Annotated in this window: 20 protein-coding genes; 12 read left to right on the top strand and 8 right to left on the bottom strand. The window is 37.8% G+C overall.

Features of this window, described 5'->3' with window-relative positions:
* Positions 1–518: 518 nt before the first annotated feature.
* The 6 genes from Q0794_RS11435 (at position 519) to Q0794_RS11410 (ending at position 6,354) form a co-directional block, all read left to right on the top strand.
* Positions 519–2,000, top strand: coding sequence for a carboxypeptidase M32 (locus Q0794_RS11435; RefSeq protein ID WP_298941997.1), 1,482 nt, complete (start codon positions 519–521; stop codon positions 1,998–2,000).
* A gap of 967 nt (positions 2,001–2,967) precedes the next feature.
* The gene (locus Q0794_RS11430; protein WP_298941996.1) at positions 2,968–3,717 is read left to right on the top strand and encodes a PoNe immunity protein domain-containing protein; all 750 of its coding nucleotides are present in this window, start codon (positions 2,968–2,970) and stop codon (positions 3,715–3,717) included.
* Positions 3,718–3,745: 28 nt separating this feature from the next.
* Positions 3,746–4,495, top strand: a complete 750-nt coding sequence (locus tag Q0794_RS11425) for a PoNe immunity protein domain-containing protein (protein ID WP_298941994.1) — start codon at positions 3,746–3,748, stop codon at positions 4,493–4,495.
* 28 nt (positions 4,496–4,523) lie between these two features.
* On the top strand, positions 4,524–5,273 hold the full coding sequence (locus Q0794_RS11420; RefSeq protein ID WP_298941992.1) for a PoNe immunity protein domain-containing protein: 750 nt from the start codon (positions 4,524–4,526) through the stop codon (positions 5,271–5,273).
* Positions 5,270–6,076 (top strand): PoNe immunity protein domain-containing protein, encoded by an 807-nt coding sequence (locus tag Q0794_RS11415; RefSeq protein WP_298941991.1) that lies wholly within the window; start codon positions 5,270–5,272, stop codon positions 6,074–6,076. Before Q0794_RS11420 ends, Q0794_RS11415 begins: the two co-directional genes overlap by 4 nt.
* 68 nt (positions 6,077–6,144) lie before the next feature.
* Positions 6,145–6,354: a hypothetical protein gene (locus tag Q0794_RS11410; RefSeq protein ID WP_298941989.1), complete on the top strand. Its 210-nt coding sequence runs from the start codon at positions 6,145–6,147 to the stop codon at positions 6,352–6,354.
* 485 nt (positions 6,355–6,839) lie between these two features.
* On the opposite strand, the gene Q0794_RS11405 is transcribed toward Q0794_RS11410, so the two are convergent.
* Both Q0794_RS11405 and Q0794_RS11400 read right to left on the bottom strand, forming a co-directional pair.
* A complete protein-coding gene (locus Q0794_RS11405; RefSeq protein ID WP_298941988.1) occupies positions 6,840–7,691 on the bottom strand; it encodes a hypothetical protein in 852 nt (283 codons plus the stop codon).
* Positions 7,692–7,702: 11 nt separating this feature from the next.
* Positions 7,703–7,897, bottom strand: a complete 195-nt coding sequence (locus Q0794_RS11400) for a hypothetical protein (protein WP_298941986.1) — start codon at positions 7,895–7,897, stop codon at positions 7,703–7,705.
* Positions 7,898–8,213: 316 nt separating this feature from the next.
* On the opposite strand from Q0794_RS11400, the gene Q0794_RS11395 reads away from it, so the two are divergent.
* Positions 8,214–8,483 carry a DUF1778 domain-containing protein gene (locus tag Q0794_RS11395; RefSeq protein ID WP_298941984.1) on the top strand — a complete coding sequence of 90 codons (270 nt, stop codon included), beginning with the start codon at positions 8,214–8,216 and terminating at the stop codon, positions 8,481–8,483.
* A gap of 165 nt (positions 8,484–8,648) precedes the next feature.
* Here Q0794_RS11395 and purU read toward each other — a convergent pair whose 3' ends face one another.
* From purU to gcvH, 3 genes are all read right to left on the bottom strand, one after another.
* Positions 8,649–9,527 (bottom strand): formyltetrahydrofolate deformylase, encoded by an 879-nt coding sequence (gene purU, locus Q0794_RS11390; RefSeq protein ID WP_298941982.1) that lies wholly within the window; start codon positions 9,525–9,527, stop codon positions 8,649–8,651.
* 368 nt (positions 9,528–9,895) lie between these two features.
* Positions 9,896–12,814, bottom strand: coding sequence for an aminomethyl-transferring glycine dehydrogenase (gcvP, locus tag Q0794_RS11385; RefSeq protein WP_298941980.1), 2,919 nt, complete (start codon positions 12,812–12,814; stop codon positions 9,896–9,898).
* A 100-nt stretch (positions 12,815–12,914) separates the two neighbouring features.
* Complete coding sequence (gene gcvH / locus Q0794_RS11380; protein WP_298941978.1) at positions 12,915–13,292, bottom strand: glycine cleavage system protein GcvH; 378 nt, start codon at positions 13,290–13,292, stop codon at positions 12,915–12,917.
* A gap of 329 nt (positions 13,293–13,621) precedes the next feature.
* On the opposite strand from gcvH, the gene Q0794_RS11375 reads away from it, so the two are divergent.
* From Q0794_RS11375 to Q0794_RS11360, 4 genes are all read left to right on the top strand, one after another.
* Positions 13,622–14,242, top strand: coding sequence for an XRE family transcriptional regulator (locus Q0794_RS11375; protein ID WP_298941976.1), 621 nt, complete (start codon positions 13,622–13,624; stop codon positions 14,240–14,242).
* A gap of 69 nt (positions 14,243–14,311) precedes the next feature.
* Positions 14,312–15,430 carry a glycine cleavage system aminomethyltransferase GcvT gene (gene gcvT / locus Q0794_RS11370; RefSeq protein WP_298941975.1) on the top strand — a complete coding sequence of 373 codons (1,119 nt, stop codon included), beginning with the start codon at positions 14,312–14,314 and terminating at the stop codon, positions 15,428–15,430.
* A gap of 487 nt (positions 15,431–15,917) precedes the next feature.
* Positions 15,918–16,772: a PhzF family phenazine biosynthesis protein gene (locus Q0794_RS11365; RefSeq protein ID WP_298941973.1), complete on the top strand. Its 855-nt coding sequence runs from the start codon at positions 15,918–15,920 to the stop codon at positions 16,770–16,772.
* 178 nt (positions 16,773–16,950) lie between these two features.
* Positions 16,951–17,691, top strand: coding sequence for a pseudouridine synthase (locus Q0794_RS11360; RefSeq protein ID WP_298941971.1), 741 nt, complete (start codon positions 16,951–16,953; stop codon positions 17,689–17,691).
* A 111-nt stretch (positions 17,692–17,802) separates the two neighbouring features.
* Here Q0794_RS11360 and Q0794_RS11355 read toward each other — a convergent pair whose 3' ends face one another.
* A complete protein-coding gene (locus Q0794_RS11355) occupies positions 17,803–18,729 on the bottom strand; it encodes a M14 family metallocarboxypeptidase (protein WP_298941969.1) in 927 nt (308 codons plus the stop codon).
* A gap of 101 nt (positions 18,730–18,830) precedes the next feature.
* On the opposite strand from Q0794_RS11355, the gene Q0794_RS11350 reads away from it, so the two are divergent.
* Positions 18,831–19,457, top strand: coding sequence for a hemolysin III family protein (locus Q0794_RS11350; RefSeq protein WP_298941968.1), 627 nt, complete (start codon positions 18,831–18,833; stop codon positions 19,455–19,457).
* 233 nt (positions 19,458–19,690) lie between these two features.
* Here the strand turns inward: Q0794_RS11350 and Q0794_RS11345 are convergent, their stop codons facing one another.
* Positions 19,691–20,527, bottom strand: a complete 837-nt coding sequence (locus Q0794_RS11345) for an ABC transporter ATP-binding protein (protein ID WP_298941966.1) — start codon at positions 20,525–20,527, stop codon at positions 19,691–19,693.
* A gap of 131 nt (positions 20,528–20,658) precedes the next feature.
* On the bottom strand, positions 20,659–21,654 hold the full coding sequence (locus tag Q0794_RS11340) for an ABC transporter permease (protein ID WP_298941964.1): 996 nt from the start codon (positions 21,652–21,654) through the stop codon (positions 20,659–20,661).
* Positions 21,655–21,736 lie beyond the last annotated feature (82 nt).

Raw genomic sequence — 21,736 nt, 5'->3', positions numbered from 1 at the left:
GTTTACTGTTATTTAAGTGTTAAACAATCTTTGGCTTCAGTTAACGATAAGCAAAGTTGGCAATTTCGAGGCGTTTAAACTGAAGATGACTCACTCAAGTAACATACAATTAATTAATGCGTTTAAAAAGAGTAACTGGCATTGCGAAGTGTCAAAAGGATCCACGAGCAATTGTATTAAGCGTGACTGATAAAGGTTACAAAAACCACAAAGAGTAACGAACGCATGAATCAGCGACTTTTAAACCTTCAATTGTTTAACCCTAACGGCAGTTTATAGTAAAAAAATAACGTTATGATTTAAATATAATTGGGTTTTGGTTAAACAGAAGTAAGGTTAAATAGTCGATGACGGTTAGTCATACTGTATTTTGTGGCGAAATGGTGTTGATTTATCTGTTTTCTTATCGCGAGTCTCGCTAATATGTAGTCGATAACTCATGACATCAGCACCTTCTCTTTTTTAGTGCCAGTAACCTGTCAATCTCAAAGACGAAACTTATAGGAAGTAACCGGATTATGTCAAACTACGACCAACTTACCGCTCATTACCAAACAATCAATCACTTTAATCATGCTCAATCAATATTGGGGTGGGATGCTGCTGCCAATATGCCATCAGGTGGTAACGATGCGCGTTCAAAAGCCATGGCAGAACTGTCCGTTCACGTTCACCGTTTATCAACACAACCACAACTTGAAGAATGGTTTGGCAACGCACAACAAGAGTCGTTAAGCACAGAACAGCAAGCCAGCTTACGTGAAATGAAACGTCAGTGGCAGCAAGCGACGATCGTACCTGAAGCTCTGGTACAAGCTCAATCTATCGCTGGTTCAAAATGCGAACATGCGTGGCGTTCTCAACGACAAGAAAACGATTGGGTAGGTTTTGAAAAAAACTGGAAAGAGGTCGTTGCTTTATCGCGTGAAGAAGCACAAATTCGAGGCGAAGCCCTTAATTTAACGCCATACGATGCCATGTTAGATAAGTTTGAACCAGGCACAACAACTGCATCACTCGATACTTTATTTTCAGATGTTAAGAGTTGGTTACCCGAATTAATTGAAAAAGCATTAATAAAACAGCAATCAGAATCGATCATCATGCCTTCAGGCACTTTCTCAGTTGCTAGCCAAAAAGCGCTGGGTTTAGAAACCATGAAACTATTGAAGTTTGATTTTGACCACGGACGACTCGATCAAAGTGTTCATCCATTCTGTGGCGGTGTGCCGTCAGACGTTCGTATTACGACTCGTTATGACGAGAAAGACTTCGTGCAAGCATTAATGGGCATCGTCCACGAAACAGGGCATGCACGTTACGAGCAAGGTTTACCAAAAGCCTTTGCAGGCTTACCTGTAGGCGAAGCGCGTTCAATGGGTGTTCATGAATCACAGTCGCTATTCTTTGAAATGCAGATAGGGCGCAGTAAACCTTTTATTTCTCACTTATCACGCCTTTCAACAGATGCATTTAACGCACATAACGATCCCGTTTTTGCAGAAGATAATCTTTATAAAATCTACACTCAAATTGAAAAAGGCTTTATTCGAGTAGATGCAGATGAACTGACGTATCCCGCACATGTGATCATGCGTTATGAAATTGAGCGTGATTTAATCAACGGCGTGATAGAACACACAGACGTACCTGCACTGTGGGATGAAAAAATGAAAGCGACGCTTGGCCTTTCAACGAAAGGCAATTATAAAAATGGGTGTATGCAGGATATTCATTGGACAGATGGTGCCTTTGGATATTTTCCGTCTTACACATTAGGCGCAATGTATGCAGCCCAATACAAAGCGACTATGCAACAAACGGTTGATATTGATGCTGCAATTAAAAGCGGTGACCTTAGCCCAATCTTCCAATGGTTAAGTGATAATATTTGGTCGCAAGCATCACTCCATACTACGGATCAATTGATAACACGTGCTACGGGTGAAACGCTAAATGCTGCACACTTTAGAAAACATTTAGAAACGCGCTATTTGTAATGGTCTAGATAGTGGGAGGTATAGAATAATAGATGAGTTAAGGCTAACCAAATTGCTGTTTAGCCTTACTTATTTATTAGGAATGTATTTTTCAGGATGCTGGCCGTACGCTTTAAATTTTTCATACATTAATGTCATCTCATCATGCTCAAGAATAACTCAGGTGCCAAAGCTTGATGCAATACAATGAGTTTTAGCGCAATGCTCAGTTTATTGTGCGGGTTTTCTTCGTGTCCTTCGTTCAGCGTAGCGGCTTCGTGGTTGCTTGTAGTCTTTTAAAATCAAAAAACGATTGAACCACGAAGGTTTGAAGGTGGGAGAAGGTTAATTCAAAGTATTTATTGTGTGGGTTTTCTTCGTGTTCTTCGTACAGCGAAGCGGCTTCGTGGTTGTTTGTTGTATTTAAAATCAAAAACTGATTTAACCTCGAAGGTTTGAAGGGTGGAGAAGGTTAATTCAAAATATTTATTGTGTGGTTTTTCTTCGTGACCATCGTGCTGCGTAGCGGCTTCGTGGTTACTTGTTTTCTTTAAAAGTGAAAAATCGATTGAAGCACAAAGGTTTTAATGATGGAAAAGGTTAATTGAGCATATCTCCTTATGCGTTCATCGATTATTGAGAGCTTGTCAATTGGGCTAGATGAGCAATACAAGATAATAAACACGGAGCTATATCAGTACAAACGTTCGAATAATATAATCATGGCGCTGTCGGAAATAGGAAAGGCTATCTGACAACGAATATTTCATTAACTCCTAACAATCTCCACCGTATTGAATTCATTTATTAGCATCAGTTAATGTACTGTTTGATTTTAAGCTAAGCCTTTTAAATCTAATTATTTTTTGATAAATCTTATTAACTATTAGTCTTGTTGTATTTCGTATTAAAATAAGCGAATAATTTATGGATGTCGCGTTCTTTATCACCATGAAAAATAAGCTAAATATCACATAAAGGAAATGGTATGTTAAGAGATACAATAAAAAACAGAATTTATTTTGATGCAAGGGTAGATTTTAGAGAAGAAACGATTAGTAAGAGATTACCAAAACTTGAAAATAATGATATTCCACTTTTTCAAAAATTAAAAGCATCTTTTACTTGTGTTGAATATTCTCTTATTCTTTTACATCAACGTTATTCAAGAGGTGATAATTTAACTGATTTTAAACCGATTCTTGATAAAATAGTATTTTTTCGTATTCAACAAAAAAAATTTGGTGATTTGCTTTCACTTAAAGAACAAAAAAATCGTATTGGATGGGAAGAAATTAGACAAGATTATATGCGTAACATTTTCCTTAAATGGTTTGCTTTTGCTTACTGCCTCGATATGGGAGAAGTTTATTATAAACAAGTACTCGATTTAATCGCTAATCAGGGACAAGACGCTTTATTAGATGAAATTGCCGTACAACTTGGCGATACTGATAGACTTGTTAGTGAGTCATTGTTATATAAAACGCGTTTTAATAAGCTTTACAAAATAATCCAAGCCGCGCCTGATAAACGACCTAAGTTAATGTTAGCGTATTTAGATGCCTGGTATAAATTAGAAGGTAGTCCAGAAAATCACTTGATGGATAATGATTCATATAGAGGTTATTGGAGTTGGGAAGCGGCGTTAGTCACTAAATTGTATGGTATTGATGACAGTTCATTCATTGACCATGAATATTACCCAAAAGATTTAGTGCATTGGCATAAACGGTAACTAAAAATCCCACATAAAAGAGAACCGTATGTTACGAGATTCAATCAAAAATTTAACTTATTTTAATGCAAGAGTCGAAGAATCAATCACGTATGTTAATAAGTGGGCATCTAGAATAGAAGCAGAGCAATTTACTCCCGCCCAAAAGCTACAAGCGGCTTATCGATGTATCGAAGATGTAATGTATTTAATTCATCAGCGTTATACCCGTGGCGATGACTTATCTGATTTGAAAGTCGAACTTCAAGCATTGCTTTCTTACCGTACCCAACAAAAGCAATACGCTGATGCATTGCCACTTAAGGAACAAAAGTACCGTATCGGCTGGGAAGAAATTAGAAAAGATCATATGCGTAATCTATTTCTTAAATGGTTAAGTTTTGCTTATTGCCTTGATATGGGGGATGTATATTATAAACAAGTACTCGATTTAATCGCTAACCAGGGACAAGACGCTTTATTAGATGAAATTGCTGTGCAACTTGGCGATACTGAACGACCTGTTAGTGAGTCATTGTTATATAAAACGCGTTTTAATAAACTTTATAAAGTAATACAGGCCGCTCCTGATAAACGGCCTAAGTTAATGTTAGCATATTTGGATGCCTGGTATAAATTAGAAGGTAGCCCTCAGTTTCACGTTATGAGTAATGACTCATATTATGGTTATTGGAGTTGGGAAGCGGCGTTAGTCACTAAATTGTATGGTATTGACGACAGTTTATTCATTGACCATGAATACTATCCAAAAGATTTAGTACATTTTCATAAACGGTGATTCAAAATCCCATACAAAAGAGAATGGTATGTTACGAGATTCAATAAAAAGTCTAACCTATTTTAATGCAAGAATTGATTTTAGGATAAAGACCATCAATAATAGAGCAGCTAAGCTTGAAGAAGTGTCTAGACCTGCATCTCAAAAATTACAAGTGGCTTATCGATGTATCGAATCTACAATGTACTTAATACATCTGCGTTATACACGTGGCGATGACGTATCTGATTTGAAAGTCGAACTTCAAGCATTGCTTTCTTACCGTACCCAACAAAAACAATACGCTGATGCATTGCCCCTTAAAGAACAAAAGGACCGTATCGGCTGGGAAGAAATTAGAAAAGATCATATGCGTAATCTATTTCTTAAATGGTTAAGTTTTGCTTACTGCCTCGATATGGGAGAAGTTTATTATAAACAAGTACTCGATTTAATCGCTAACCAAGGACAAGATGCTTTATTAGATGAAATTGCCGTACAACTTGGCGATACTGACAGACCTGTTAGTGAGTCATTGTTATATAAAACGCGTTTTAATAAACTTTATAAAGTAATACAGGCCGCACCTGATAAACGACCTAAATTAATGTTAGCGTATTTGGATGCCTGGTATAAATTAGAAGGTAGCCCTCAGTTTCACGTTATGAGTAATGACTCATATTTTGGTTACTGGAGTTGGGAAGCCGCGTTAGTTACTAAGCTTTATGATATTGATGACATTTCATTCATTGATCATGAATACTACCCGAAAGATTTAGTACATTGGAGCGAGCAGTGATTAGAGATAGTCGTCGAGATGCAACTTATTTCAACAAATTGTTGATTGATTTAGACATTGCCTTACAAGAAACACAGCAGGCTTTGGATGATGAAGTTTTTACCTCTATTTCTTTGCAAGTTGATGCAGCGCAGCAGTTGTTTCAATTGTCTATTATGCGTGCGGTTGCGCATTATTCTGCAGGTAGTGAGATTCCTACGATTAAAACCGCCGTATTAGCAATATTGGATTATCGCCGACAATTATCAAGTACAGCGGATAAATTGCCACCCGCACATCAGTGTTACCGTTATGACTTTGAAAAATTGGGTGAATGGGGTGATGCTTGCGGCTCTGCTAATGTTAACCGTTATGTCTATGTGTTGTGGTGGCTAACGTTATTAACGGCTTGTGATGTAGAACAATCACATATTGATAGCGTACTAGGGCTTGTTTGTGTTGATGAGAATGATGCGTTATTAGCCCGTATTACGAGTAAATTAGGGCGAGTTAACACGGCTTTTCCTGATAACTTATACTATCCAGAAACTTATCAGTCGTTATACGACGCAATTACAGCTTCACCTCTGGAGCAGTCAGCGTTACTCGGTAAGTTTATTAATGAATGGTATGACAGTTTAGAAGAAGCCGATTGGTACGAAAGTCATGATTGCGATTGTGAATTTGTTTATACGGATTACTACATTGGATATTGGTGTTTTGAAGCTGCGTTAATCATTAATTTATTCAACATACCTAACACGCTTGTAGAACATGAATTGTATCCTAAAGATCTCGTTTTTAATTACAACATTAAGTATTAATAAAAGTGAATATTGAGTTAACTAGCAGTATTAAGTTAAATAAATTATTTACCTAAAGGTTAATAAAAATGACTAGAGAAGAGTTAATTGAACACTTAGATTACTTAATTAATAAATATATAAAAAATGCTAGTAAACGTTATGAATTACAGCAGGAGATACTGCGTCGTGATTTTTATGTGGCAAAAGGGATTTTAGATGAAGTTACAAGAAGTGCTAAACCTGTTGAGCAAATTGATTTTGATCTGATTAAAGTAATTGCTTTTAATTTTTCTTAATGAATTCTAGATGGCAGTGATTATCTTCGATAATTCACTTATAAAAAACGAAGAAAGTCGTCTTTGGTAATAAAGCAATAACAACAAACTGTAATCAAATTTTTCTTATAATCCTCATCTGGAATTGCCATACATTGTGATTTGATTTTTAAAATCAAAGCCGATTAGCCACGAAGGGGCGGGAAAATAGATCCACTAACTAAATTTGTATTTACGATTCTGGCGAAATATTTTCTAATTGCCTAGGGCTACCAGTTAACCATTGGATCCGCCGTCGCCTACGAATGCCTTTCTCATCAACAAGTGCGGCGTTAATGAGTGTTTAGCTATTTCATGTGCCAGTGCCTTTATTAAAAATTCCAGTAAAGGACCTTGTCGTAGTTCGAAAACCAAAGGAATTAATATAGCGATCAGCAATGCGTTTTAGCAGGGTAAGGGTTGTGGGAGCCTAGATACCTCTGGCTACCCGATTATGTACTGTTTTATTACGATATTACAATAAGGTTTTTTCTTTGATTAAGTTGAAACTCTTCATAGATTGATTCTGAAAAATATGTTGCACTTATTATTTTATCTTGCCTTAATACAAGTGATACGTCATTTGAAACGTCTGTATATTTTGTAGTAAGTTTAAGGCTTAAATTATCTTCATTTCTGAAACCACTAATATATGGGGTAATTGTAATTTCTTGATCCATTCCCGATGACTCATTTGGCTCACCTAAACTTATAACACGGCCAATATAAACCTTCCGATCTTCCATTGTAAGCATTAAATAGAAGCCGTCGATTACATAAGATTTTAAAAATAAGTGGTCAAGAGGACTATCTTTGAGGACTGATGCCATTAGAATTATTTTAGTGCGCTCTTTATAAGTTAAGTCAGATTTGTCTTCTCTCGAAGACCACTTTTTACGCTTAAATGATATTTTAATGCGTCTAATAGAAAATGCATCAAGGATATCAAAGGCTCTCAAAGATAATTTAAACTTTACAAGCGAAACGTAAATTTTACTGACAAGTAATGAACCTAATGTTGTGAGTATTACCCAGGTTAATTGCTCTGAATTTTCGGTTAAGGTATCAAGAAGGCTTTTAACAAACTCAAAGACATTAATATTAATTGAGTAATTACAAAGCTGAATATATGGAGGGACAAATGCATTAAGCGAAATTATGACTAAGAAACTAGCCAAAGTGCACATAAAACCTATCCTTAAACTTTCTAGGTAAAGTAACTGACCTTCATATCTATGTAATCGGTAGTAATGGTAAGGATTTTTTATAAAGGCGCTATAGCCGGAAACTAGTATTGGTAATATGAGTAGTAATAACATTTAAGCTACGTTTATCCGACAAGTTTATCCATTTTTGAAATGAATTCTTTCGATTTTTGTGTAGATCTTGCTTCTTTAGCGCTCATAGTAAGAGTGCCTCTACCTATAACTCTCATCGATGATGATTCTTTTTTACGAAGATGTTTAAGTAATTCTCTTTCTTCTTCGGTCGGAACAAGACCAAAAAGCTTTAATAATTTTGTCATAAGAAAATCCTTAGTTAATTAATAGAGCTAACCCCATTGATTAAAAATTATAGCACCACTCATTACTATAATACTATGAAATTTATAGGGAGGTATATAACAGATAATTATATGGAATTATTACATGTAACAGATGGAGGTACAGAATATTATTTTTCACTAAAATTTGATATTTATACACTTAACTAAATTATTTACGCTATATATGTCGTCTAAAAAAATATCCGTCAAACCTTCGAACAGTTACTATTAAGTTATTAGGTTTATACTTTATGGATGACAGAAATTTTTCGTATAAAAAACACTGGAGGTTACTATGACTACTACACGTTTAGATATTAGCTTGGATCAAACAATAAAATCCAAAGCTGAAAAAGCAGCTGCGCTGCTAGGGTTTAACAGTTTGAGTGAATACGTGGTTAGTTTAATTGACGAAGATGCATCAAATATTATTGCTGAACATGAAGCGATAGTTGTAGAAAGTGATGTTTTTGATCTGTTCATTAAGGCATGTGATAAAGCGAATCGTCCTAGCTCTGCATTATTAGCTGCAAAGAAGTTTACAGTAAAAAGCGAAGTTCAATAAAAGCGGATCATTTCTGAAAAGGGCTGATCCGCCTTTTATTTTCTAACACTTATCTATTTAAGTAACTTAGCTAAGCTTTATTTACCACTTCAACATCGATTCAAATCCAGATAACTTACTAATAGGGATCTTCCATCTTATCGATGTTTAATAGGAACACTTGTACTACTTACCAAACACAACGGTTTTATTTCCATGTAGAAATATTCTATTTTCAATATGGTAACGTACTGCACGGGATAGAGTTAAGCATTCAATATGCCGTCCTTTGGCTGCTAGGTCTTCTGGGTAATAACTGTGATCAACCGTGTCGACGCTTTGCGTAATAATCGGGCCTTCATCTAAATCGTCACTGACATAATGCGCTGTCGCGCCAACTAACTTTATGCCACGATCGTAAGCTTGATAATACGGTTTTGCTCCTTTAAATCCGGGTAACAAGGAGTGATGAATATTAATGGCTCTGCCAGATAATTTTTTAGACATATCACTTGAAAGCACTTGCATGTAACGAGCTAGCACCACTAAGTCACATTGACTTTCTTCGATTATTTTATAAACCTCTGCTTCCTGTTCTGGTTTAGTATCTTTTGTGATCGGCAGGTGGTAATAAGGGATGCCATGCCATTTTGCTAGTTCTTCTAAATCTGGATGATTTGAAATGATCGCCGGTATCTCGATATTAAGATCGCCAGTACGGTAACGATATAAAAGGTCATTTAAACAGTGATCATGTTTTGACACCATAATAACGACTTTCGATTTATAAGGTCTTGGGGCGAGTTGCCATTTCATTTCGAACTGACTCGCACGTTGTTCAAATTGCTCAGTGAAGTCATGTTGGTTGAATATTGCATCTGAATCGAGTCTAAATTCAACACGAATAAAAAATCTATTTTCAGTGGTGTCTACAAATGAATGGATTTCATTAATATAACATTGCTGTTCAAATAAAAAGCGAGTCACGACATCAACTGTGCCTGTTCGACTTGGGCAGTCTGCAGTGATGATGTAGGTTTGTGCTACTGATTCAATATCCTTCATTTTAAATCCTTTTGATATTTCAATAAAATTTGATGATTAAAGAGTATCTTTCGATGTATTTAAATTGTGTTGTGGAGAGTGTTTCTTGCTTTAAATGATGGTTAATAGTGATTTTTGAACGAATGAATCCCTTACGCTTAAACAGGGTTAATTTTTAAAGATACTGGATTAGAAACTAATTTTTTTAGAAACTGATTTTTAGAAAGTAGTTTTTTAGAAAGTAAAAGCAGAGCTACATTATATTCAGAGAATAAGGTGTAGCTCTCCTCTTTGTTATTAAATATTGATTATTGAAAGTATCAACATAACGAATTTAAACGCTAAAAAATATTAATGATTAGCGATATAAATTCGTTTTTAATACCGTCTTAATCTTCCATATAGCTTTCAATACTTGGGCATGAACAGATTAAGTTTCTGTCACCAAATACGTTATCTACACGGTTTACGGTTGGCCAGTATTTAGCGCCTTTGCTGAATTCAGTTGGGAAACAAGCAATTTCACGTGAGTAGCTATGTGCCCATTCAGATTCCATTAGGTCTACTTGTGTATGCGGTGCATTCACTAGTGGGTTATCTTCTAATGTTAATTCACCTGATTCAACTTGTGTGATTTCATGACGAATCGCAATCATTGCGTCACAGAATCTATCTAACTCAGTTAAGTTTTCTGATTCTGTTGGTTCAATCATTAACGTGCCGGCTACTGGGAATGACATAGTAGGGGCGTGAAAACCGTAATCGATTAAACGTTTCGCGATGTCTTCACCTGAAATGCCAGATGCTTCTTCGATAGGACGAATATCGATAATACATTCATGTGCAACTCGGCCTTGTTTACCTAAATATAAAACAGGGTAGTGCGGACGTAAACGTTCCATCACGTAGTTGGCATTTAAGATGGCGAGTTTAGTCGCTTCTGTTAAACCTTGTTCGCCCATCATGGCAATATAAGCGTATGAAATCGGTAATATAGACGCTGAACCTAACTCTGCCGCTGACACTGCGTAATGTTTGTTGTCTGCAGATTCAGTGACTTCAATGTGTCCTGGTAGGAACGGAATTAGGTGCGCTTTAACACCAATTGGTCCCATACCTGGGCCGCCACCGCCATGTGGAATACAGAATGTTTTGTGTAAGTTAAGGTGAGACACATCAGAGCCAATAAAGCCCGGTGTGGTTAACCCTACTTGTGCATTCATGTTTGCGCCATCTAGGTAAACTTGACCACCAGCTTCATGTACCCATTCACAGACTTCTTGTACTGACTCTTCGTATACACCGTGTGTAGAAGGATAAGTGATCATGATGCATGATAAGTTTTCACGATGTTTTTCGATTTTAGCTTTTAGATCCGCATGGTCGATATTACCTTCAGCATCACAGCCAACAACTACCACTTTCATTGAGACCATTGCCGCAGACGCTGGGTTAGTCCCGTGTGCGGAGCTTGGAATTAGACACACATTACGGTGCGCATCGCCATTGCTTTGGTGGTAACGTTGAATGGCGATTAAACCTGCATATTCACCTTGCGCACCTGAGTTAGGTTGCAGTGACATGCCGTCGTAACCGGTGATTTCACATAACATAGCAGACAGTTTTTCTGCGAGTTCTTGATAACCAAAGCTTTGTTCTGTTGGTGCAAACGGGTGCATTTGGCCAAATTCAGGCCATGTTACAGGAAGCATTTCAGCCGCTGCGTTCAGCTTCATGGTACAGCTGCCGAGTGGGATCATGCCGTGTGTTAATGAGTAATCTTTGTTTTCTAGTTTTTTCATGTAACGCATCATTTGTGTTTCACTGTGATGCGCTGAAAAGACGGGGTGTGTTAGGTATTTACTAGTACGACGACAGCTTGCTGGAATCGCAGCGAACTCATCTTTTGCAATGGTATCGCTGAATTCACTGACTAGAATGGCTTTACCAGTGATCGCTAATAACAGATCTTCAACATCTTTTGCGGTGGTTGTTTCATCTAAACTGATGCCCAATTGCACCGGTGTATTGTCTGTTGCTGCATCTAGCGATGGGAACTTACGTAAGTTCATGCCTTCAGCGAGTGCGCGATGGTAAATGGCTTTTGTGTGTTCATTGGTATTGATGGTTAAGGTATCAAAGAACGCTGTATTTTCTAATTCAATACCTTCACTTTGTAAACCCGCTGCTAAAATAGCCGTGTAATGGTGCACACGGCGACCAATTTTCAATAGACCTTCTGGCCCGTGGTATAACGCGTAAAATGCCGCCATATTCGCAAGTAATGCTTGCGCAGTACAAATGTTTGACGTGGCTTTTTCACGGCGAATATGTTGCTCACGTGTTTGCATTGCCATACGTAATGCTTGCTTGCCTTTGCTATCTTTTGAGACTCCGATAACACGCCCCGGCATAGTACGTTTAAATTTATCTCGTGTTGCCATGAAGCCTGCGTGTGGCCCACCAAAACCCATTGGCACACCAAAACGTTGTGCACTACCAATCACGACATCTGCACCCATTTCACCCGGTGCTTTTAATACGGTTAATGCTAATAAGTCTGATGCGACAGTGACTAAGGTTTTTTTAGTATGTGCTTGTGCAATGACGTCTGTTAGGTCTGTTACATTACCTGTCGTACTTGGGTATTGTAAAATAGCACCAAATACATCGTGGTTATCTAGCTCTTCAACACTGCCTGTAATGATTTCGTAACCGATATATTCAGCACGAGTGCGGATAACATCAACAGTTTGAGGGTGTAATTCATTGCTCACAAAGAACGCATTACTTTTGCTTTTACTCGCACGTTTGCTCAATGTCATTGATTCAGCGGCGGCGGTTGCTTCATCTAATAAAGATGCATTGGCTAAGTCCATTGCCGTTAAATCCATTACTGCTTGCTGGTAGTTCAGTAATGACTCTAAACGACCTTGAGAAATTTCTGGTTGGTAAGGCGTATAAGCGGTGTACCAACCTGGATTTTCTAAGACGTTACGTAGAATAACGTTTGGCGTTAAAGTGTTGTAGTAACCTTGACCAATAAAGCTACGGTTGACGACGTTCTTTTCTGCGATCGTTTTTAATGACGCTAACATTGATGATTCACTTTGCGGTTCAGCAAGGTTCATCTTTTCTTTAAGACGGATCGCTGCTGGCACAGTTTGGTCTATCAGTTGATCTAAACTGTTGACCCCAATGGTATCCAACATGGTTTGTTGTTGTGCTGGGTTCGGGCCATTGTGACGTGTTGCAAATTCTTGTTGGTTACTTAATAAGTCGAGTAGTGTGTTGGCAGTCATATTCATCCTAAACAGTCGCAGTAAGTATGTTTATAAAAAAGGCGAGTTCAAATGAAATCGCCTTAATATGTTATGGGTTATGCATGTAATACGCTAAGCAATGTGCTTATTCTTCGTTGGCAGCGTGATAAGCTTCGCTAGTAATTAAGTTATCTAACTCTGCTGCATCTGCTAGTTTGATTTTTACAATCCATCCCGCTGAATACGGAGATTCATTTATTAGCTCTGGGCTGCTTTCAAGTTCTTCATTAATTTCAACAACTTCACCTGTAACCGGTGCATAAAGGTCTGACGCTGCTTTAACTGATTCTACTAAAGAGAAGGCTTCACCTGCTTCTGCGTCATCGCCAACATCTGGTAAATCAACATAAACAACATCACCTAGTAACTTTTGAGCTTGATTTGAGATACCCATAGTGATTGTACCGTCACCATTGTCTAATACCCATTCATGCGTTTCAGTGAATTTTAAGTTGTTTTCCATAAGGTTCCCTTAGCTAATATGTAGTTTGATTATCTGCTGCGTTGAAGCGCATTACGATTTGTAATGTATTTTTACCATATTGATACAAGAGATCAATAACAAAGTTTCCAATAAGAGAATTATTTTCAAGGTTTGCTATTAACCAATTGGTCAGAATATCAGGCTGTTAACACTATTTAGGGTAATAAATGCTTAATATATGGACATTTAGTTAAAAATTATTAAGATGAGTTGAATTAAGTTTCCTAAAGGAAACTTTAACGAGTTAATTTGTAGTAATGTACTTTCTTTAAAACGCCGCATAGTAAAAAGAAAGGAAGGGGGCAGTAATGACTGAACAACAAGATGCGTATCCATCGATGACAATTTCAACGGATCAATCATCAGAAAATATTGCACCTATTAAACTGGGCGAACGCTTAAAAGAAATTCGCCGAACACTAGGGTTAACACTAGAGGAAGCAAGCCAAAAAACGGGCTTAGCGCGTTCGACGTTATCAAAAATTGAAAATGAGCAGATATCTCCTACCTTTCAAGCGATGCAGAAGTTAACAAATGGGTTAGATATTAATATTCCGCAACTGTTTGCTGCGCCTAAAAAGGTCAATACAACAGGGCGTAGGGATATTACTCGTAATGAATTGGGTAAATCACATCCCACATCGACCTACGAACATGAATTATTAGCGACACAGTTATCGAATAAAAAGATGATGCCATTTAAGTCGTTAGTGCGAGCACGTAGTTTTGATGATTACAGTGACTGGATCCGTCATGATGGTGAAGAGTTTTTATTAGTTTTAAAAGGGGAGATAACCTTCTTCTCTGAGTATTATGAACCCGTTAACCTCAGTGAAGGTGATTCGGTTTATTACGATGCTAATATGGGGCATATGCTTGCTTCTGTTAGTGAAGATGATGCGCTCATTTTATGGGTTACTGCATCGTAAATAACATATAAATGAATTAGCACACTTCGCGCTAGTTAAACGTTCAATGCTTTTTTGGAGATCGACTCAATGTCTGAAACTTTATTAGTTACACCACTGCATGCTTTACATATCGAAATGGGCGCGAAAATGGTGCCTTTTGCTGGTTATGATATGCCAGTGCAGTATGCGTTAGGTGTTAAGAAAGAACATTTACATTGCCGTGAATTCGCAGGGTTATTTGATGTGTCGCACATGGGGCAATTACGTTTAAAGGGTGAAGGTGCTGCTAAAGCATTAGAAAAACTAGTGCCCGTTGATATTATCGACTTACCAAGTAATAAACAGCGCTATGCTTTTTTTACTAATGAAGAAGGTGGCATTGATGACGATTTAATGGTGACTAACTTTGGTGACCATTTGTTTGTAGTGGTTAATGCAGCTTGTAAAACGCAAGATATTGCACATTTAAAAGTAAACTTACCGTCAGATGTTGAGTTAGAGGTCATTGAAGACAGAGCCTTATTAGCACTGCAAGGTCCTAAAGCGGTTGATATGTTAGCTAAGTTAAACCCTAGCGTAGCGAACATGGTCTTTATGGATGCTGAGAAAGTAGAGTTAGTTGGCGTTGAATGTTATGTAAGCCGTTCTGGTTATACAGGTGAAGATGGTTTTGAAATTTCAGTACCTGCTGAACAAGCTGAGCTATTAGCGCGTGAATTATTAGCGAATGATGAAGTTGAGTGGATTGGTTTGGGCGCGCGTGACTCTTTACGTTTAGAGTGTGGTTTATGTTTATACGGCCATGATTTAGACGAAACAACAACACCTGTTGAAGCGAGCTTATTATGGGGTATCAGCAAAGCACGTCGTGCTGATGGTATACGCGCTGGTGGTTTTATCGGCAGTGAGTTAATACTTGAACAAATAGCGACTAAAAATGTATCACGCAAGCGTGTTGGTTTAATTGGTAAAACGAAAGCGCCGGTCCGTGAAGGCGCGGTATTATTTGATGCCAACGATAATCAAATTGGCGTGGTAACAAGCGGTACGTTTGGTCCGTCAAAAGGTATGCCGGTTGCAATGGGTTATATATACACGTCATTCACGGATATTGGTACTGAAGTTTTTGCAGAAGTCCGCGGTAAAAAGCTAGCCATGACGGTCGAAAAAATGCCGTTTGTTGCACAAAGTTATTACCGAGGCTAAGCCTTTTATTCCCTTTGTTAATGTATTTAATAAAGGTTAATATTTTATCGAGCAGGCTATTACCTGCTTTTTTTATGCTTATTTAAGCTTCTTTATGACAACGATATTTATGATGATTATGCCTAGTTCATGTCTAGTTAAAAACGTAACTGTATAAATGAACAGTATTTAATTATCTGTAGTATGAATAAAAACTAAGGCATTAACATCGTAATTGTTTGATTAATGACCATTAAACGTCATTTTTAACGTGTTTTAGGCCGTTTTTTTTAAAACCTAATCCTTACTGTTTATATATACAGTTGTTTTTTGGGTTGCCTTATTCAGCTGCCTTGCTTAGTTGCTCAGTTAATTGGCTCAGCGATTTCATTTTCTTGAATACGCATTTCCATTTAAAAGCATTAAATACCCCAACTCTATCTTGTATCTTTATCCCACTCCCTTGATACTAGCCATTCAATGTTGATAACGTAAACGGAGCAAAATAATGGAATTCGCTATCTATGTAGTCGATACATTCACTGACACGCAATTTAAAGGTAACTCGGCAGCAGTTGTTCCCTTGAGTGAATGGATTGATGATGCGTTAATGCAGCGCATTGCTGCTGAAAATAACTTATCTGAAACCGCTTTTATTAAGCAGATCGCGCCTAACCGTTATGAGATACGTTGGTTTTCACCACTCACTGAAATTGATTTCTGTGGACATGCGACGTTAGCGTCTTCATTCATCTTATTTAATCATTTTGATATTACAGGTGAAATTGATTTCGTGACCTTGGAAGTGGGGAATCTATCGGTTCAGCAGTTAGATAATGGTCGTATTCAAATGCGCTTTCCAAACCAATGTCCTGAAGTTGTTACTGATATTCCACCAGCATTAATTGATGGGTTATCCATTAAACCATTAACCGTCATGAAGAATAGACAAGCTTATTTTGCTGTTTTGGCTTCTGCAAATGAAGTATTAGATGTGGACTATAAAGCAGAACACCTTAAGTTATTAGCGCCTTATGACTTAGTGGTGACCGCTAGTGGCATATGTGGTAGTGAGGTCAATGCTGAAGTTAGTTCTGAATTCAGTGTTGATAGTGTTCATGGCGCTGAATATGACTTTATATCTCGATATTTTTGGCCTGCAAATGGTGGCGATGAAGACCCTGTCACAGGGTCGATACATGCTGGGTTAGCGCCGTATTGGTCACAGCAACTTAACAAAAATGAACTGGTTGCCTATCAGGCGTCGGCACGTGGTGGAATCCTCTATTGTGAACATAAAGATGACTGGGTCTTGGTATCTGGTTCAGCCGTTTTATACCTTGAAGGCAAGATCTTTGTTTAAAGGCCCTTATTGGTTATTAATTGGCGATTAACTGGTTACTGGTATCTGTAGTGCGCTTTATAGGTCGCTCTAAAGAGAGACTTATTGAATCATTAATTAACAGCCCTTATTCTGCGTGATTAATTCTGAATAATTAATTCTGCATGATTAAAAGATTCATTTAAAAAGGTATAGCGCCATGCGTTTAGATAAATTTATTGGTAAAAGTACAACGTTATCTAAAGCTCAAACGATAGAAGCACTATTAAATAATCAAGTTTCGGTTAATGGTGTTGTCGTAAGTAAAGCTGCTTTTCAAGTACATGCAAACAATCAGGTGGCGCTTGATGGAACAGTGCTTGTTCTGCGTCCATTTCGTTACCTGCTAATGAATAAACCTGCTAATACTATTTGCGCTAATGTTGATCAAGTTTATCCTTCTGCTTTACATTTATTAAGCAAAGAAAATGAGGATATGAGGCAGTCGCCTCATTCCACTGCTTTGTTAAAAGAGGGATCAGATTTACATATAGCAGGGCGCTTAGATGCAGATACGACGGGGTTAATTCTGATTACCGATGATGGATCTTGGACATTTAATATCACGTTACCGAGTAACGACTGTAAGAAAGTCTACCGAGTGGGATTATCTCGACCCTTTCATGCCGGTATTATTGAACAATTTGAGCAAGGTATTCAGTTACAAGGTGAAACGGGGCTAACATTGCCTGCGACGGTTGAGCAAATAACTAAAAAAGACGTGTTATTAACGATCACTGAAGGTAAATTTCATCAAGTTAAACGTATGTTTGCCGCTGTAGGGAATCGTGTTGTTTCGCTACATAGGGAGCAAATAGGCGATGTTAAGCTAGATGTTGCGCTTGGCAAGTGGCGTTTCTTAACACCACTTGAGGTTACTTCTTTTGATAGTAAGGTTTAAGAAATAAATACTGCGTTAATAATTGATGAGCCTGTTAATGTTAACAACTGGCTCTGGCTAACGAATATATTTATATTCTTCGACCTATCGATCGACTGCCTTGCTTGATGCTTAAGGCTTATTTTTAAGTAAATAATCTAATGCCGTTTCAATCGCCACGACTTGTGCATTGTTGCAATCATCGGCAGTGGCATGTTCACTGTCTGGGTAGACTTCTGTGGTGGTGGTGTATTTAGCATTTGTCATGCCGGCACATAATCCTAACTGTTTTACCGCGTAATAAATTACGCCTTCAGCTTCTGCTTTTGAACCGATGATTTCACCTTTGTCATCCATTGGGGCTATATGAGTCACTTGTTTAACCACTTCAATGATAGCGTTCTGGAAATCAACGCATTTATTGTCTGAGTCGCCAACCAAGTAAAAACCATCTGGAATAGCGCCTGCAATATACTGTTCGCCGTCTCTTGCTGATAACGCGGGTCTAAATTCACTTTCGTCTGTATCGGTTGTTTCATGTAAGTCTATGTGTAAAAGCACTTCACCTTCTAAGTCTTTGACAAAATCCATTGCATTAGCGGCCTCTTGACTCGGGCTGTTACTAACAAACGATCGGTTAGGATCTACCGTATAAGGATTCCAACGTGCAATATGCTCATATCCCCACGGGCTAATACAGGGTAAAACAACGATGTTAAAGTCTTGAGAATAGCGTTCTGCCGATGTTTGTAAAAATTGAATTGCGCCATGTACGCCACTGGTTTCATAACCATGTACACCGCCAGTGACTAACACTACAGGTTTGTTTTTATTCCAGTGTTGGCTTTTTAGTGCGAACAAAGGGTAACTATTGGGGTCAATACTTAGCGCTGCGTATCGAATTAAATCAAAATGCTCAGAAGACAGTGATTGTATTTTTGTGACAACGTCATCTAAATAAGAGCGTGATTTAGTCGCCGCTTTTAGCCATTGTTGTTTCTCTTCTTTCGACCAAGCGATACCGGCGGTACCAATAGGGTAAAATGCATTCTCTGGCATGTCATTTCCTTTGTAGCTGTTCATGTTAAGGTATTGAAGTGAGTAATTTATAGTCATATTATAGATAGGCTTATTATCCTATCATCATTAGAAAGGTTTTTATGTATTACGGTGAAAAGCTCAATAGTATTACCCATCTCGTTGGTGCCATTTTAGCCTTGATTGGTTTTGGTGCCTTGCTCACTATCGCTTTTCAAGAGTATCACTGGCGTATCATCGTTGGCTTTATTGTATTTGGTTTCACCTTGATTATGCTTTATACCATGTCGACGTTATACCATAGCTTTCATCCTCCGAAGCTAAAGAAGCTATTCCAACAATTAGACCATGTTTCAATTTATTTATTGATTGCAGGTACTTATACGCCTTACATGCTGCTGACATTACAAGGTAACGGAGGCATGTTAATGCTTGCCTTAGTGTGGGGGCTTGCGGTCATTGGTTTAGTGATTGATGTGGTAGTGGTTAAACGTATTGAATGGTTACAAATCATCATCTATTTAGCGATGGGGTGGATATGCGTCTTTAAATATTCTGCATTACAACTGGCGATTCCTGGTCCTGGTATTAGTTGGTTAACCATTGGCGGTATTGCTTATACGGTTGGTATTATCTTTTATGTGTTAGATGATTTAACTAAGATGAAACATGCCCACGGTATTTGGCATCTGTTTGTTTTAATGGGGTCAATAAGTCACTTTATCTCAATTGCGCTTTATGTCCGTTAACAGGGGGTGATGATTCGTATTTATGTCTTAGCTCTTAGTTCTTTTCTCTTATTTTCATTCTATTATTTTGTCTATCTCATTAGTGAATGGCTATTTTAGCCTGAACAAAAGAGTTATAAATCGTTAAATAGGTTTTAGAGCTAAGTCGGCTTTAAATGCGCTAATTAATAGGGGAAAGTTAAGTCCCCATTTTATTATGATCTCTATCGTTTGATCGATAATCAACATAGACGTTAAGCCGATTTTACTGACGCAGTTGTTGAAATTGTTTTGTTTTTAATGGTTTCAACTTTACGCTGTTTTTCATATAAGAAGGTTAATACGTCAGATCTTAAACGGTTGTAATGCGCATCTTTCGATAAGCTTAATCGATCGCGAGGACGTTCTAAATCGACGTCTAAAATCTCACCAACGGTTGCACTTGGGCCATTGGTCATCATCACAATTCGGTCAGATAATAATACGGCTTCATCAACATCATGGGTGATCATGATAACGGTATTATTTAACTCATTTTGAATTTCCATTAATGAGTCTTGCATGTGTGCTCTTGTTAACGCATCTAATGCACCAAAAGGCTCATCCATTAATAACACCTCTGGTTGCATTGCTAAAGCTCTAGCAATTCCCACACGCTGCTTCATACCGCCTGATATTTCATTAGGGCGTTTATACATGGCATGATCCATGTGTACTAACTTTAAGTTATGTTCAATCCACTCTTTTTTAGCCGGTTTGCTCATGGTTTTACCAAAAACTTGTTCAACCGCCAGTTCAACATTTTGATAAGCCGTTAACCAAGGCAACAATGAATGATTTTGAAAAACCACGGCTCGTTCAGGGCCTGGTTCAGTGACTTCTTTACCACTTAAAATCACGCCGCCTTTTGTGGCTTGATATAAACCAGCAACCACATTCAATACCGTTGATTTACCACAGCCTGAATGACCAATCAGTGAAACAAATTCACCTTTTTTTATCTTTAAATCGACATCTTTAAGTGCCGTAAAACTACCCGTCGGGGTTGGGAACGCCATATCTATATGGCTGATATCAAGTAAAACATTCATGTTCTTTTCCTTAATTGCTTAATGCTTGTTAACTAATTAGTCGTTAATGACTAGATATTTAGTCATTAACCGTCTTAAGTAAGTCTTTTCAATTAGCGCGAAACTTAAGTCACTCGCGCTAATGACTTTATTTATACTGTTGTTGCTGATTTATCCCAAGATGCCATGCGTTGTAGTTGCAACATACCTCTATCGAGTACGAATCCGATAAAGCCAATCACAATAACCGCTGCCATGATGCGTGCTAATGAATCAGAACTACCATTTTGAAATTCATCCCACACAAACTTTCCTAGTCCAGGGTTCTGTGCCAACATTTCTGCTGCAATTAATACCATCCATGCCACACCAAAAGATAAACGCATACCAGTAAATATCATCGGTACAGAGGCCGGCAATACAATCTTTTTAATGTGTGTAAATAGCGGTAAACGTAAAACGCGACTGACATTTTTTAAGTCTTGCTCTAACGATGAAACACCAATTGAGGTATTGATGACCATTGGCCATAAACTACAAAGTGTCACTGTTAATAATGAGTTAACAAATGATTTTGAGACTAACGGGTCATCAGACACATAGAGTGCACTCACGACCATTGTCACTAAAGGTAACCAGGCTAATGGTGAAACGGGTTTAAATATTTGAATGATTGGGTTCACAGCTGAGTTGAGGTTTTTACTTAGCCCCATTGCAATACCTAATGGAATCGCAATGATGGCGGCTAATAAAAACCCACTGGTAACAGTGATTAAGCTGGTGACGATTTGATCTAAAAAGGTCTCTTTACCGGTATAGTTTCTAATTTTTACAACATAAGTAGGATCCGAAGCTAATCGCGCTTCATTACGTACTTCTTGACGTTCATAAAATTTATCGGCTTTTTCTCTTTCTGCTGTATGTTCGTCATAAAGTGATCCAAACTGTTGAAAAACAGCATTCGGACCAGGGAAATCCCCTAAAGACGTATGGATATTTTTAGCGGCAACACTCCATAAGAATAGAAAGATCATGATGCCTATAAAAGGCAATACCAATAATTTACTGATTGATTTAAACCAGCCTTGTAGCTTTTGACTGGTTATTGTTGGAAGTTCTAATTTATTGATAAGTGAGCTGGTTGTCATTGCGACTGTTCCTTTTTTGAACGCGATTGAACACTTAGTACTAAAGGTGTTCAATCGCTTTATTAAAGATTAAATTTAGCGG

The sequence above is a fragment of the uncultured Psychromonas sp. genome (assembly GCF_947489755.1).
In the GTDB taxonomy this organism is placed as follows: Bacteria; Pseudomonadota; Gammaproteobacteria; order Enterobacterales; family Psychromonadaceae; genus Psychromonas.
Note: the sequence above shows the minus strand (reverse complement) of the source record. Positions and strands in the feature narration are given on the sequence as shown.

Bases quoted from the DNA above. Each gene is read 5' to 3' on its own strand.
- Q0794_RS11435 (WP_298941997.1), top strand. From the start codon at position 519: ATGTCAAACTACGACCAACTTACCGCTCATTACCAAACAATCAATCAC.
- Q0794_RS11430 (WP_298941996.1), top strand. From the start codon at position 2,968: ATGTTAAGAGATACAATAAAAAACAGAATTTATTTTGATGCAAGGGTA.
- Q0794_RS11425 (WP_298941994.1), top strand. From the start codon at position 3,746: ATGTTACGAGATTCAATCAAAAATTTAACTTATTTTAATGCAAGAGTC.
- Q0794_RS11420 (WP_298941992.1), top strand. From the start codon at position 4,524: ATGTTACGAGATTCAATAAAAAGTCTAACCTATTTTAATGCAAGAATT.
- Q0794_RS11410 (WP_298941989.1), top strand. From the start codon at position 6,145: ATGACTAGAGAAGAGTTAATTGAACACTTAGATTACTTAATTAATAAA.
- Q0794_RS11405 (WP_298941988.1), bottom strand. From the start codon at position 7,691: ATGTTATTACTACTCATATTACCAATACTAGTTTCCGGCTATAGCGCC.
- Q0794_RS11400 (WP_298941986.1), bottom strand. From the start codon at position 7,897: ATGACAAAATTATTAAAGCTTTTTGGTCTTGTTCCGACCGAAGAAGAA.
- Q0794_RS11395 (WP_298941984.1), top strand. From the start codon at position 8,214: ATGACTACTACACGTTTAGATATTAGCTTGGATCAAACAATAAAATCC.
- purU (WP_298941982.1), bottom strand. From the start codon at position 9,527: ATGAAGGATATTGAATCAGTAGCACAAACCTACATCATCACTGCAGAC.
- gcvP (WP_298941980.1), bottom strand. From the start codon at position 12,814: ATGAATATGACTGCCAACACACTACTCGACTTATTAAGTAACCAACAA.
- gcvH (WP_298941978.1), bottom strand. From the start codon at position 13,292: ATGGAAAACAACTTAAAATTCACTGAAACGCATGAATGGGTATTAGAC.
- Q0794_RS11375 (WP_298941976.1), top strand. From the start codon at position 13,622: ATGACTGAACAACAAGATGCGTATCCATCGATGACAATTTCAACGGAT.
- gcvT (WP_298941975.1), top strand. From the start codon at position 14,312: ATGTCTGAAACTTTATTAGTTACACCACTGCATGCTTTACATATCGAA.
- Q0794_RS11365 (WP_298941973.1), top strand. From the start codon at position 15,918: ATGGAATTCGCTATCTATGTAGTCGATACATTCACTGACACGCAATTT.
- Q0794_RS11360 (WP_298941971.1), top strand. From the start codon at position 16,951: ATGCGTTTAGATAAATTTATTGGTAAAAGTACAACGTTATCTAAAGCT.
- Q0794_RS11355 (WP_298941969.1), bottom strand. From the start codon at position 18,729: ATGCCAGAGAATGCATTTTACCCTATTGGTACCGCCGGTATCGCTTGG.
- Q0794_RS11350 (WP_298941968.1), top strand. From the start codon at position 18,831: ATGTATTACGGTGAAAAGCTCAATAGTATTACCCATCTCGTTGGTGCC.
- Q0794_RS11345 (WP_298941966.1), bottom strand. From the start codon at position 20,527: ATGAATGTTTTACTTGATATCAGCCATATAGATATGGCGTTCCCAACC.
- Q0794_RS11340 (WP_298941964.1), bottom strand. From the start codon at position 21,654: ATGACAACCAGCTCACTTATCAATAAATTAGAACTTCCAACAATAACC.